Consider the following 14,144-nt stretch of genomic DNA (forward strand, 5'->3'; position numbering starts at 1 on the left):
ATTACTCACACGAGATGCGTAATCCCTGTTCTTCTAATTCCTTCAATCTAAAGTCTTGGCCAGGAAGATGTTGAAGAAGATCTTGGACTAATGGATAATAATCACTTACTTTATTCAATGAATAAATGACCCATTGTCCTCGTCTAGTTTCTCGAACAATTCCAGCATCTTTTAACTTACGAACATGTTGACTTATAGCAGGCTGGCTAGCTTTAAAAATTTCAACAAATTCACATACACAGCAATCCTCTGAGTCTAAAATTTTCACCATGGTTAAGCGAGTTTTATCACCCAACAGCTTTAAGATTGTTGCAGCTTTATCCATTTCAACAGTTGAAACTTTCATAAAAAACACCTCCTGATTCGTCTATTATAAAGATATAAATATTTACTTATATAATACTTTGCTTATATGTTGATTACAAGTATTTATTATATGGTTTTAAAAAAAGATTGGTTACAAGCTACTATAGTTAGTAGTCTGTAACCAATCTTAATTTTTACACTGTAATCCTTAACATTTAACTCATTTTCTAATATTCCATTATTTATTCTCTTTAACTTCTTCGATTTTTACATTACAACAAGAGCTCTCCTCTTTTTTGACTTCTTCAATCTTTACATCACAGCAAGACTTTTCTTTGCTCTTTTTGAAAAATGACATCTTTTCTCACCCCCTTAAATTAAGTAAAAGAGAAATCCTGATATTGAAGCCATAATTACTACTGACACAACAAATGCAGAAACTAGCCTTTTTTGAAAGATAGAGTTTAATAAAACTACTTCTGGTAAACTAGCACCAGTTGAACCAATCATAAGTGCCATGACTGGTGGGAATGCCATCCCTTTTGCAATAAGAATTTGTGATAATGGTATCATTGTCGAAATTCTAATATACAAAGGAATTCCAATTATCGCAGCAACTGGCACCAACCACCACTTGTCATCGCCAAGGTATGTTGTAATCCATTCTGTAGGTACTGCTTCATGAATTATTGAACCTATTCCGGCTCCTATAAGAAGATATGGATACACCGTTTTCATTAAGCTCATGGTTTCTTTGAATGCACCTCTAAAACTGAATTTAACTTCCTTCTCATCAAATCCAGTCATTTTCACTTTCTTTACAGCCGTTTCGAAACCAAGTTTTTCTAATGTTAATCCAATGATAATGGATAATATAGAAGTGACCAGGGTATAAACTATCGCAACCTTTACTCCTAATAATGTTGCCATTAGAGTGATGATTGTTGGATCTAAAACTGGAGAGGCAAATAAAAATACCATCACAATCCCAAATCTAACCTTTTTATCTAATAAATTCACCACTACTGGAATCGTTGAGCAAGAACAGAAAGGAGTTATGAATGCGAATACAACTGCTGCTATTACTCCTATGAACGTGTTCTTACCGGATAAATATTTGTTTAGCTTTTCATAAGGAATTAGTCCTTGAAGTAGACTTACTAAAAATGAAATACCTATAAATAGAACCGTAAGTTCTAACGCAATTGATATGAAATCTTGAATTATTTTTTCTAGCATATACTTAACCCCTTTAAAACTTGTATTTTGCAACTATTTATCTTATATGTCCAATTTATGAGTAGTCCTTATCTAATTCGTAATCTTATTTGGTTTATGCTTAGTAAAACATGTTAACTATTCAAATAACGTACTAACTTTCGAATCACATATTGTGCATCAGGACCGACACCTCGTAAAGTTGCAGAAGAAACTGACCTTTGACCCTCTAAACCTACATAATAAAGTCCTTGTACCGTGGTACTTATCCCTCCAATATGTAAAGGTTGCCCTTTGGAATCAGTGGCTCCAAGTTCATTTAAGTGGGCGAGATTATTTTGATACCCCGTAGCAAAGATGACGTTATCCACCGCTTCTTTACTCCCATCTGACCAAATCACTCCATCGGTATAAAAAGAAGTAAACATAGACTGTTGATCCGGCTTTTTTTGTGCAAGTCGTTCTGAATATTGCCCGAGATCGATTACGGAACTTGAACTTGGTGCAGTTTTGCCAAACCTCCAAAATGGAAATCTATCGAACCCTATTACTTTTAGCCAAAAATGAATATCTTGCCCAAGAACTCTTTGTTTTATTAAGTGAACGGGCTGTCGAACTGCTAAAGTCGTCATACTTACTTCTGCAAGCTCGATGGCAATTTGAACAGCAGAGTTTCCTCGTCCTACAACGACATTCCTCTGATTGATGAAGGTATCAGGCTTCCTGTATTCAGAGGAATGAATGATACGTCCTTTAAATATCTCATGCCCCTTTAACAAAGGTGTATATGGGGATTGAAATGAACCAGTTGCATTTATAATTGTCTTAGTATAATATTTCTCCCCAGTTGATGTATGGACTGTAAACACTTTATCATTTTTCTCAACAGACACGATCTGCTGTTTTCTCATTACTGGTAATTTAAAGTGTTCAATATAATCTTTTAAGTATTTAATTACTTCATTTCTACTTGGGTAATCATTGTGATTTCCTGGAAAGTTCATACCTGGCAATGATGAAAAACGTGCCGGAGAAAATAATTTGAGACTTTCATAATACTTTGACCAAGAACCAGAAGCCTCCTTGTCTGCTTCTAAGATTAAAAATTGCAATCCTTTCTTTTGTAAATGATACCCTGAAGCTAGACCAGCCTGACCTCCACCAATCACGATAGTATCCCAATCTTTTGTCATAAGAGTCCTCCTATTTATTTGTATTTTGCAAGTATTATATGTGGGAGGATTAGCCTATAATATTCCCACAGCATACGCTAGATTTTGCCATAGCATCATTTAATAGCTTAATTGACCGAATGACAGTTTCTTTTTCAAATTCATTCATATGAGAAAAAACTTCGTTTAAAAAAGAATTCATTTGTTGGTCAATCGTTGTTGCGATAAATTTCCCCTCAGTTGTTAGAGAAAGTATATATATCCGTCTATCATTTGGGTCTGGTGTTTTCTTTACTAAATTCATTTTCACTAATGATTGCACTTGGCGGCTAAAAGTCGTAATATCAGTACCTAATGAGTCTGCTATTTGTTGCATCGAGGGATTATGTTGATGATCAATCTCATAAAGTATATGACTTTGAATGAGTGAAATTTCGAATCCCCCAGCACTACAACAATTTTTATTTAAAAGACCAAAGCGTCGTGTCATAACCTGAAATAATTCTCGTGGATTATCCAATACCTTTCACCTCTTTTACTTAGTATATAAAATAATTTGCAAAATGCAACCTTTTATTCTGAATTATTTTTCTTTCTTCAGTAATTTAGAGTACGCTGATCTAAAACTTTGGTATGTATCTACACCATATAGCATTTGATTACCTTTAAAAAAGTTTTGAACGACAAACTCCTTAGCTTTTTCAATATCATAATTTCTTGATAAGATTACAAGTTTAAAATACGATTCAAAATATTTAACTGAAAGAACACTGGAATGATTTACTGTCATAATTTTAAGCCACCTCTATTTAGTTTGAATGATTAGCTTCTCCATTGTCATAACATCAACATACTTTCCATCCAGAATACCTTGATTTTTAAAAATTCCAACCTCACGATATCCTTTCTTTTTATATAATCCTTGCCCCGACATGTTGAAAGGAAATGTAAAAAGAACTATTTTATGAAAATCATTCTCTATAGCAATCTTCTCTATTTCTGTTAACAGCAAACCTCCTATGCCCTTCCCTCTATACTCTCTAGCTATATATACAGATAAATCTGCAACTCCTGCATACGCACAACGGTTATTATAAGGATTTAATGAAGACCATCCTGAAAGCTTCCCTTCTTGTTCAGCAACGATAATTTTATAGCGTTCTTGGTGCTGTTCAAACCAGTCTTTAATGTATGACATATCTTTTGGCTCAGTTTCTAAAGTTGCAATTCTGTCTTCAATGCCTTGGTTGTAAATACTGAGAATTGATATTAAATCCTTAATATTTGCTTCCCGAATTAAAACCATATATGACACCCCTATTATTTACCTTCTTCTATTACCAATAAATATAAATTAAAAATTTGCAATATGCAAGTATTTTATTAAAGGAAATTTTGTATTTCTAACTCAGAACCACTATATTCGCTAAAAGAATCTTAATTGAAGATATTTTAATAACAGTAGAAATTGTTCATAGAGCCCCTTTATATGATCTATCCAAACATGAACATAATTTATAAGACCCAACTCTTTATTATTGGTTCTATATCTTTTCTAAAAAATAAGTACATTCTACTTCCGTCTACCTTCCCCCCTGACTGTGCATTTATATTATATCCCTTAAAATAAGCTAATACTGTACGAGGGCGATAATTTGTCCTCCTACAAATTTCCTTCATTGTAATATATGTACTCATAAATTTTTCGAAGTCTTCTTTTGTTATACGAATTTTTTTATCGGTTACTTCTCCCTGGATAAAGCCTTTCTTTATCCAAAATGAAACTAATATTTTTTCGACTTCAAGTTCCCTTGATATTTGAGATAAGGAGTAAATGTTTTCTTCACCCATCACTTTCCTTATTTCATCTTCTATAAAATAATATTTAATTAATCCTTTTTTATTTTCCTTCGAAAATATCTGATTTATTTCATCTGAAAATACCGCTTTTATAAAATCCACAATATCCTTATGCTCTCCTACTGTAATTCGCAGACATTTGTGAAAACTTATTAATCTATCCTTGCTTAAATTAACTTCATTTCTTACTTTGCTTTCAAATTTTTCAAGAATTTTATCCACGCTTTCTGTATTGATACTCCAAGTTTTTTTATTTTTAAGTCTGTTTTCCCCTATTAAGATGCCAGCATCTATAAGTTTAATAATACTTACATCTGTTATTCCTAGTTTTTCTCGAGTTTCCTGAACATTAATTTCCCTTTTAGATTCGCTTATATACTTTTTCACACTATCTCTGTGTATTAATACTAGCTTCCGTTCTGCTTTTATGTGTACACGCGCCGGAATCACTCCTGCCTCAATTAATCCATCCAATGTAAATGGTGCAATTCTTAGTATTTCTACCACTTCATCTTTAGACAGCCATTTTCTTTCTAAGCCAAACCTCTTAGTAGTATAATTCGTTAGATATCCGCGATCCCATTTCTCAGTTAAATATTCTTCGAAAGCACTAGTTATGAATTCCAGTTGATTAGGAAATGTGTTTTTAAATTCCCCCAAGACATCCTTATGTAAAGTACCAAAATCTTTACGCAAACCTGTGAAATCACTACCTTTTGGTTGCTTTGTATAATCATCTAAAAAATTATAAAAATTTTCTTTCCAATCATAAAATAAAGCAAAAGAAGCCTGTGTAGACATAAAGATTTTTTCTGATTTTAATACTTTATCTATTTTTCTTGCAAAATACATTATTAAAAAGACAACTAACTTAAATTCTAAATTCAATAAATAATTATTTGTGTAGCTTCCTAATTCTTCTATACAATATAGTTTTGAATAAAGAAAATGTTCAACGTTTCTAATTAAATCCGTAACATTTGCTTCCTCTATTGAGCATAGATTACCACCACATCTGCAGCTACCAATCGGTATATAGCTTATATTAATTGCTTCACCACAATATGGGCATTCCTTGATAAGCGCGCAAGAATGTAAATGGCATACATTATAGATAGAAAGACTCCACAACTTGCGTATATAATTATTTTCTTTCAGGCATTTTGGACATATTTTTATTTTCCATCCATTCAATGCAAAAGAGTGGAGAAACTTATCAATAAAATTACTTGAACCTGATTCATTTACGTTTCCAAATTGGTTGTGGAAAGTTAAATCCCAAAGCATTTTATCTGGAGAACCTGTAATAGCACTTAATTTTCTTATGTTATCTTTTTGATATGATATATTTCCGACTGTGGCTATATTTTTTTTATAATTAGTAAGAATATTAGCTTCATCACAAATCCATCTCACACTTTCATAACCGTTAATAGTAGTAAGTCTAGCTATATAACCTTCTAAACTTTCATCAAATATTGGTGGAGGACTCACTAAAAGCCTAATTATATTTTCCAAATACTTCACTCCTAATTACTAATTAATATAAAAAAAACAAAAAACCAGTACCCCTGTAATTTCTTAGTTGAGTACTGGTCAAAAGACAATTTTTTATTATTCAATTTAATTATTTATTTCGCAAAAATTCCGAAACAATTCCAATAAATTATGAATATCATTCCGACGAATTATGAACAGATTCCGATAAATTATGAAAAATTACAACTACACCGCTTGTTCATTCCACTTTTTATCTGTATCAACGAAAAGAATTCCAAGCTCATGATGTTCACCGGCATAAAGTGCCCGTTGAACGAAGCGAATTTCATTGTTAATGTCGAGAACTTCTAATTTGCAAAATGCACTATTTTTTTGGATAGATTGATAAAATTCTTCAACCGTATTCACAGGTATACCGTTTACTTTTGTAATGACTTCTCCAAATTGGATGGCCATTTTTTCTGCGGGGGAAAATGGAATTACCCCCAATACAAGGAGCCCTTGCTTCCTTTTTGAAAAGTAAAATGACTGTGAATCATCAGTAACCCGATGCTGCAAGGAAATAAGTTCCCTACCAACTAATGCGAATGATACTGCGATAATTGAAATGACCGGATACCAAATACTTGCGACAGAAAGTCCTGAAATTATAATACCAAGTAAAATGACTCGTTTTCCCACAAGTGTGATTGTTTTTATTGGAAGTGCGCTCTTTACCCTGTGAAAGAATCCAATTCCAAATGGAACAAGGAATAATGAGTATGATTCCCCAGCGACCGTAAATACTGGCCACCACTCAAACTGGGTTGAGATTGCATTTCCTGGAACTAATAAGAAGATTGGTACCATCCATAATCGTTGTGCGATATGCGCCCCTACCTGTTGTCCACGTTTACTTTTAAAAAGATCAGGTGACGTTCCTTTATGGCCATTTTTCAAAATGAAAATACCCTCAACAATCATAAGCATTGCTAATAGTATGGCGAGCGCGGGTAATCCAGTTTCTTTTAAATCATCTAGCAATCTAGTAAGTGTCTCATGTTGAAATGATAGATTTGATAAAAGAATAATCGCAAAGAATGATAGTCCCATGACATATGCGGGTGAAAGCCAGCGGACTTTGCCTGTAACACTAATGATGAAAGTTGCTGCCGCGACCAGGACGATGCTGCCAAATGGAATCACAACTCCAGCAGCAATCGTAATAATTGAAATAACCAATCCTGCAACAATTCCAACTGGGAATAGTGTTCTTAGTTCATGAAGGATATCAAAGACCCGAATATGAAAAGCTCGGCGTTCCCGCTTCACCCGAAAATATCCTAGCAGTAATGTAAAACCAATTAAATAATAAAACATCGGATGAAGGAATAAGCGGCCAATTCCCTTTAAACATTCTAGTAACCATACTTCTACCATTTCTATCACCACCTATTTCCTAAGATCAATATGTACTATTCTTTATTTTACCAAAAGCTTCATGGAAAGCATACTTTGTTTTTAATGGAAATCCTCGATAATGAATTAAATAAAGAAAAAGTTAATCTTGCATGCTGGAAAAACCCCCGATATGCACGATATTCTTGTTAAATGCACGATAAAATGTCGATATGCTCGTTCCTTTGAAGTTATGCTCGAAAAGCTAACTAAATGCTTGATAATGAGGATATTTGCACGATAGTCAAACATATATGCACGATGCGACCACAGCTCCCCCTATCCTACATACTTGCACACTACACAAAACCCCCTCACACTGTTACAGCTGTGAGGGGGTTGGCATTTTTTATTCAAATAGTACTTTCATTGCGGTTTTTAATTGTTCATCATTTTTTTCATCTCGAATGGTTTCGATGATTTTGCTTTCAATAAGGCTGGCAGTTTTTTCATCAATCTTTCCTGTCTCAGATAATTTATTTGCTTTTTGGAATGCTTTTACCGCTACTTCCGTTTCCTCACTGAAATAGCCATCATCACGTCCCGGCTTGAATCCTAGACCTTTTAACATAATTTGAGCATTTTTTATATGCTCATTGTTCATATTGAGAGCAAGCTCTTTCTCAAATTGAATTGGATTAGCATAAAAATATTCTGGTTGTTTTACTTCAACTGAAGGTTCAATGCCTTTTTTATGAATCCAATTTCCGTCAGGAGTAAGCCATTTAAACATCGTTAGTTTTAAATTACTGCCATCTCCCATGTTTTTAGCTTGTTGAACAGTACCTTTACCAAAGGTTTTCTCCCCCACTATATCATAGGCGCCAGCTTCACTCATTGCACCGGCTAATATTTCTGAAGCAGAAGCACTTCCACCATCGGTAAGCACTACGATTGGATAATTCTTTTTATTTTCAAGTGAAGAGAAGAAACGTTGTTTTTCGCCTTCTCTATTTTCAATTTGAACATATGGCTTATCCTTCGTAATAAATTGTTTTAAAATATCCTCAACACTTTCTAATAATCCACCAGGATTTCCGCGGACATCTATAACGAGGCCTTCCATTTTTTTATCTTCTAATTCAGAAAGGCTTTTAATAAAATCGTCTGCCGTCTGCTCAGCAAATGAAGTGATTTCAATATAGCCGACCTTTTTACCTTTGTAATCCTTCATGGACGTATAAACTGTTTCAATCGGAATCGTATCTCTCGTCACTTTAACTTTCATTACCTCTGAAACTCCAGGACGCATCACATCAAGATTCACGACAGTTCCTTTTTCACCACGAATCTTTAGAACTGCCTCATATAAATCAAGGCCTTCAATGCTTTTATCATCGATTTTAATAATTTGATCATTTGGCTTTAAGCCAGCCTTTTCAGCTGGAGAATCTTTAAATGGTGCTACAATCGTAACCTTACCCTCGACCATACTAACCTCTGCACCAATTCCTTCGAACGAAGATTCAAGTGAATCGTTAAATTGCTCAGCTGTCTCCTTGTCCATGTATGCAGAATAAGGATCCTCTAAAGTGCTAACCATTCCTTGAATCGCACCTTCGATTAATTTCTTTTGGTCCACTTCTTCAACATAATTCGAGGAAATAAAGTTATAGGCTTGATTCAACTTTTTAAACTCATTACTTAATTCTTCTTGGTCAGTATCATCTTCATTATTAGTAGTGGATTCTGGTTGTTGTATTAGGGTCACTTCTTTATCATCATCTAATAACTGTATCCCTAAGTATGTTCCACTTGCTCCAAGTAGCATCGCTAGTACCATGTATAGTGCCACAATTTTACGGCTCACCTATTTTGCCTCCTCGTCTCTCTATCCAGTCCTTAAAACAATCGTATAAGCAGTTGTTCAAAAATTTTTAACCGAATCATTTTGAAAACACACTCTTATAATGTTTGTAGCTGACAGGTTCTTATGCATTATTCTTTGTAAGAAAAGGCACCACACATGCGTAGTGCGATGCCTTTTCAATAAACTATATGTATAGCTTGTACAGTTTATGAATAGAAAAGCGCAAGCGCTTTGAGCTAGACATTTATGCGCAAAACTTTACACTTTCTTATCCGATTATATCCCCGAAAATCCTACTATTAATTATAGAAGTTTTTAAGATGATGTAAAGTAAAAACACTTATTAGCACGAAAAAGCGATTGCGAAAAATGTCGATTAAAAAACAGCAGTATCTTTCTAAGTAACAGTGTATACTTACGTAAAAAAGGATGTGTAAGTGGAATGGCACATGATATTCGAGAATTAACGACGGTCACAGGTTGGAAGGAAGCATTTCCGGTTATGAAGCAACTTCGTACCCATTTGGATGAGGAACAGTATGTGCAATTAGTGAGTGAGATGCAGAAAAAGGGATATCGAATGTTTGCTCTCTATAAAAATGAAGCTCCAGTCGCAGTTACAGGTGTCGGCAACTTACTTAATTTATATCATGGAAATAATATGTTCGTGTACGATCTTGTAACAGATGAAGCCGGAAGATCTCAGGGATACGGTGAAATTCTATTATCCTATATTCATGATTTAGCAGTTGAATTGGGATGTGCGAATGTCGTATTATCCTCAGGACTACAGCGCACAGATGCACACCGTTTTTATGAAGATAAGATGGGATATAACCGTACAAGTTATGTATTTGTGAAAAATGTATAAAAGTAATGGGGAGCCAAAGTGCTCCCCATTTTTTAGTTTAATTCTTTAATAATTTGACCAACTAATGGATGGTCTTTTTCAAGTTTACAATAGTCTCGCAATGCTTGTTCATATCCACCTTGCTTAATTGTTTCTTGGATTTGGACGGCTTCTTCGTCCTTTTCATAATCATATCGTAATGCTGCTGCAATCCCTTTTACTAAATATAATGGCTCTTTTCCCAAAAGCTCACTGAATTGCTTTGCTGGACTAATTAAGCGGTCTGTTGGACCTAATTTACGAATTGGGGATCTGCCAACCCTTGTAACCTCGTCAGAGATAAAAGGATTTAAGAAACGTTTGATAATTTTATCAATGTATGCCATATGTGCGTCCGCATCAAATTGATATTTCTCAATTAGAACGGAACCTGATTCTTTTAGGGCTCCTTCGACGATCGAACGGACCTCTTCGTTATCCATCGCTTCTTTGATTGTTTCTAGTCCCGCCTGGTAGCCGAGATAAGCTGTAATCGCATGGCCTGTATTTACCGTAAATAGTTTTCGTTCAATAAATGGTTCCAAATCATCGACAAATGTAATTCCTTCAATTTTAGGGATCTCGCCAACAATTTTTGATTGGTCAACAACCCACTCATAGAACGGCTCTACTGCTACCATTAATTTATCTTCGTTTACTTGGTTGGGTACAATTCGATCAACTGCAGCATCAGGAAACCCAAAGGATTGATCACTTACTATTTTTTCCACATCAGACAGCTTTTCATATACCTTTTCTTTTAATAAAGTTGTACCACCAATCATATTTTCACATGCAATGATATTTAATGGCTTTTTTGAACCTTGCAATCTTTTTTGCAATCCCTTGGCAAGGACATCAGCTATAATCGGGAGTATATTTGGCCCCACTGCAGTTGTAACGAGATCAGCTTCTGCAATATGATCAATGACATCTTCCGCATTCGTTATACTATTAATCGCGAAGACATCCTTCACAACTACCTCTTCCTGATTTTCAGAAGCTAGGACAACTCGGTATTCATTTCTTTGATTCAATAAATCAACAATCTCAGTATTTACATCTACAAAACAAACTTTATAACCTGCATCATGAAGTAGCTTTCCAATAAAGCCCCTTCCAATATTTCCGGCTCCGAAGTGAACAGCTAGCATCTTAATTCACCTCGTCAAAAATTGCCAAAATCTCATCAACAGATGTCGCATTGACAATTTTCGTTACATTCTCTTCTTCGGAGCAAACAATAGCTATCTTTGATAAAATATCCAAATGCTCCCCATCTTTTCCGGCAATCCCAATCAGAAGCTTAACAATATTGCCATTTCCAAAATCGACTCCATCGGGCACTTGAATAATTGAGATACCTGACGTAATTACATACTTTTTCGCTTCTTCCGTACCATGTGGAATCGCAACATAATTCCCCATATACGTAGAAGTTAATTCTTCCCTTGCAAGCATCGCATCAATATAAGAAGCCTCTACATACCCTTTTTCAACTAGGATTTGCCCTGTTTTACGAATGGCTTCCTCTTTATTGTTCAATGTTGTATGTAATAATACATTTTCAGCAGTTAAAATTGGTGTTGTCATCTTAGACACTCCTTATTCCATCTATTTTTTCTTCAAAAAATTCTTCAAGGTGTTCAGTTAAAAAATTAATAATTTCGTTTCCATCCTTCGTTTCAAATAACCTAGTACTTTCTTCATTTTGGATGAGTAGAGAGCTTATAAAACTAAGTACCTCATTTGTTTCATCATCAACATCATGAGGAGAAAGCATTAATAAAAGGGTGTCCATTTCAATCTTCGTATCATCCATAGCATTAATTATGATTGGTTGATCGGTGCGATAGATTGTGAATATCGGTGCTAGAACTGAACTACTCTTTGTATGATATAAGCCAAGAGATGTTTCGGGTATGCCAACCCCGCCCACCTTTTCTCGCGCCAGTAATTCATCGACGACAATTAATGGATTTGTAATTAGCTTTTGTTCTGATAGTTCATTACATGCAAGTTCTAATATTGATTCAAGCAGTAAAGAATCTATTATTGGTTTTAGCTGAAATTGTTTCAAGATAGCATAAATTGCTTTGGACAGCTTTTGTATAGTATCAACTCTTGCAAGAAAGTATTTACTATCACTTGGCTTTTTACGCCTTTTTCCAGATTCTAATTCTTTATTTAAGGTAGAGGGTGTATGGTGTAAAATACTTCTAATCTTTTCTAACTCTTCCTCCGAAGGTAATGGACTTGCTAAAATATATTTACCCGGGAAATCCTTGATGGGAATTGTTGAAATGACAATATCAAATTCGTTCAGATCATAAAGCTTTAAATCAAATACAGATATATTTTTAATTTCTTTAATTGTTGGTATTTCCTTTTGTAGCTTCGAGGCAAGCATTTTCGAAGTCCCTATTCCGCTTGAGCATATAACTAATGCACTGCGATCCCACAATTCTTCTTCCTTTAATAGAGCGGATCCAAAATGCATAACTAAATAGCCAATTTCTTCTTTCGGAACCTCAAATTCAGGAAATATGCTAGCTACCCCTGATTCGATAATCGTAAATAACTCATGATAATCACTTTCTATTTTTTCAAGTAATGGATTACTAATCCCCATATTTTGTTTCATCCGATAAATTGCTGGTCTTAGATGAGCAACTAGTCCTTGATATAATGAAGAATTCTTAGATAAGTCCTGACCCTTTTTTTCACCAACATAATGGATCAGACGTTGTGCCTTAACCCCAACCTGTAAGCTATCATCCTCGAAAAAGGAATCTTTATCATTTCTAAGCTTTGCTCCCATAAGGTGCATTGTAATATAGCCGATCTCGGCATAAGGGATTTCAATTTCAAATATTTTTTCTAAATTCTTTGTGATGGTATGGGCAATTTGAAATTCCTTCGTCTCTTCCATACTTTTTAATATTTCCGGATCAAATATAATGTTTTCACCTTGTAGAATTCGCTCCACAGCTAATGCAAGATGGACAACTAATCCGATGTAGGCACTATCAGCAATTGGATAGGGTAATTCATTATTAATTTCTGCTACCAGTTCCTCAATTTTAAGCAGTTTCTTCTTATCGACTAACCCAAGAAGCCGATCTGTTACTCCAGTTGGTTTCTTTTGGAGACTTTCCTTGATGACCGAAAGAAATTCATATTCTGCAAGATTCTTTAGAAGTAAATTGCTCATCGCTCTTCTTTTCGCTGATTCGGAACCAGTAATTTCAACACCATAGCCCCTTTTTCGAATCAAATGGATGCCATATGGACGCACTTGCTCCTCAATTTTATCAAGGTCATTACTAATCGTTGCAATTGTCACATTTAAATCATTTGCTAGCGCCTGTAGCTTTACTGGATCTGTTGCCTCAAACAGAATGATCAAAATCATCGTTTGACGTTCCTCGGTCGTGTATTCACTATGTGAAAGATTAAACAGTAAAAAATAAAGCTCTTTTCTATTTTTCTCCTCGCCAATAACCTTTATCCCAACTCCGGGGCTTTTATCTAATTGGAGGCCATTTTTACGTAATAGATCTTCCACACCCTTTATGTCGCGATGAACAGTCCGAGAGCTTACTCCCATTTCTTTTGCAAGTTCCTTAACGGTCGTTCCATCCTCTCGATTTAAAAGGATTTCTAAAATCTTCCTCTCCCTCGCCGAAATATACATTTTTAATCACTCACTCCATAGTGGATTTTTCTTGTATATGTTCACCAAAGTTGTTGACATTTATTTTAAAAATACGTCTACAAAAATAATGATAGGGTGAAAAATACCTTGTGACAACTAGTTCAAAATTCATTTTCGTCATATGAATTGTTGACAAATTTTAATTAATACGTTTGAAAAAGAGTCTAGTAAACACTAGACTCTCAGACTGTAGACAAACTCGAAGATTTTCGAGTTTGCCTACAGTTTTTTTTC

The 14,144-nt window shown here is 34.7% G+C and carries 13 protein-coding genes; 1 reads left to right on the forward strand and 12 read right to left on the reverse strand.

Translation table 11 applies throughout. The features are described 5' to 3' along the window. Position 1: 1 nt before the first annotated feature. From MJG50_RS19000 to MJG50_RS19040, 9 genes are all read right to left on the reverse strand, one after another. On the reverse strand, positions 2 to 346 hold the full coding sequence (locus MJG50_RS19000) for an ArsR/SmtB family transcription factor (protein WP_240257347.1): 345 nt from the start codon (positions 344 to 346) through the stop codon (positions 2 to 4). Between the two features lie 332 nt (positions 347 to 678). After that, positions 679 to 1,545 (reverse strand): permease, encoded by an 867-nt coding sequence (locus MJG50_RS19005; RefSeq protein WP_240257348.1) that lies wholly within the window; start codon positions 1,543 to 1,545, stop codon positions 679 to 681. 113 nt (positions 1,546 to 1,658) lie between these two features. Continuing rightward, positions 1,659 to 2,717 carry a flavin-containing monooxygenase gene (locus MJG50_RS19010; RefSeq protein WP_240257349.1) on the reverse strand — a complete coding sequence of 353 codons (1,059 nt, stop codon included), beginning with the start codon at positions 2,715 to 2,717 and terminating at the stop codon, positions 1,659 to 1,661. A 49-nt stretch (positions 2,718 to 2,766) separates the two neighbouring features. Next, on the reverse strand, positions 2,767 to 3,216 hold the full coding sequence (locus MJG50_RS19015; RefSeq protein WP_240257350.1) for a MarR family winged helix-turn-helix transcriptional regulator: 450 nt from the start codon (positions 3,214 to 3,216) through the stop codon (positions 2,767 to 2,769). A gap of 63 nt (positions 3,217 to 3,279) precedes the next feature. Further along, positions 3,280 to 3,486 (reverse strand): hypothetical protein, encoded by a 207-nt coding sequence (locus tag MJG50_RS19020; protein ID WP_240257351.1) that lies wholly within the window; start codon positions 3,484 to 3,486, stop codon positions 3,280 to 3,282. Positions 3,487 to 3,501: 15 nt separating this feature from the next. Beyond that, complete coding sequence (locus tag MJG50_RS19025) at positions 3,502 to 4,002, reverse strand: arsinothricin resistance N-acetyltransferase ArsN1 family A (protein ID WP_240257352.1); 501 nt, start codon at positions 4,000 to 4,002, stop codon at positions 3,502 to 3,504. A gap of 209 nt (positions 4,003 to 4,211) precedes the next feature. Continuing rightward, entirely contained in the window at positions 4,212 to 6,074 is a 1,863-nt protein-coding gene (locus MJG50_RS19030) for a TniQ family protein (RefSeq protein ID WP_240257353.1), read from the reverse strand. 207 nt (positions 6,075 to 6,281) lie between these two features. Next, positions 6,282 to 7,475 carry a PDZ domain-containing protein gene (locus tag MJG50_RS19035; protein WP_240257354.1) on the reverse strand — a complete coding sequence of 398 codons (1,194 nt, stop codon included), beginning with the start codon at positions 7,473 to 7,475 and terminating at the stop codon, positions 6,282 to 6,284. A gap of 367 nt (positions 7,476 to 7,842) precedes the next feature. After that, positions 7,843 to 9,303 carry a S41 family peptidase gene (locus MJG50_RS19040; RefSeq protein WP_240257355.1) on the reverse strand — a complete coding sequence of 487 codons (1,461 nt, stop codon included), beginning with the start codon at positions 9,301 to 9,303 and terminating at the stop codon, positions 7,843 to 7,845. Positions 9,304 to 9,745: 442 nt separating this feature from the next. Between MJG50_RS19040 and MJG50_RS19045 the strand changes: the two genes are divergently transcribed. Further along, the gene (locus MJG50_RS19045; RefSeq protein WP_240257356.1) at positions 9,746 to 10,174 is read left to right on the forward strand and encodes a GNAT family N-acetyltransferase; all 429 of its coding nucleotides are present in this window, start codon (positions 9,746 to 9,748) and stop codon (positions 10,172 to 10,174) included. Positions 10,175 to 10,206: 32 nt separating this feature from the next. Here the strand turns inward: MJG50_RS19045 and MJG50_RS19050 are convergent, their stop codons facing one another. Genes MJG50_RS19050 through MJG50_RS19060 form a run of 3 tightly spaced genes read right to left on the reverse strand, consistent with a single transcriptional unit; the run spans position 10,207 to position 13,889 of the window. Continuing rightward, on the reverse strand, positions 10,207 to 11,346 hold the full coding sequence (locus tag MJG50_RS19050; protein ID WP_240257357.1) for a mannitol-1-phosphate 5-dehydrogenase: 1,140 nt from the start codon (positions 11,344 to 11,346) through the stop codon (positions 10,207 to 10,209). A gap of 1 nt (position 11,347) precedes the next feature. Continuing rightward, positions 11,348 to 11,785, reverse strand: coding sequence for a PTS mannitol transporter subunit IIA (locus MJG50_RS19055; protein ID WP_240257358.1), 438 nt, complete (start codon positions 11,783 to 11,785; stop codon positions 11,348 to 11,350). Position 11,786: 1 nt separating this feature from the next. After that, positions 11,787 to 13,889, reverse strand: coding sequence for a BglG family transcription antiterminator (locus tag MJG50_RS19060; RefSeq protein WP_240257359.1), 2,103 nt, complete (start codon positions 13,887 to 13,889; stop codon positions 11,787 to 11,789). Between the last annotated feature and the right edge of the window lie 255 nt (positions 13,890 to 14,144).

The sequence above is a fragment of the Fredinandcohnia quinoae genome, assembly GCF_022427965.1.
Taxonomy (GTDB): Bacteria; Bacillota; Bacilli; order Bacillales; family Bacillaceae_L; genus Ferdinandcohnia; species Ferdinandcohnia quinoae.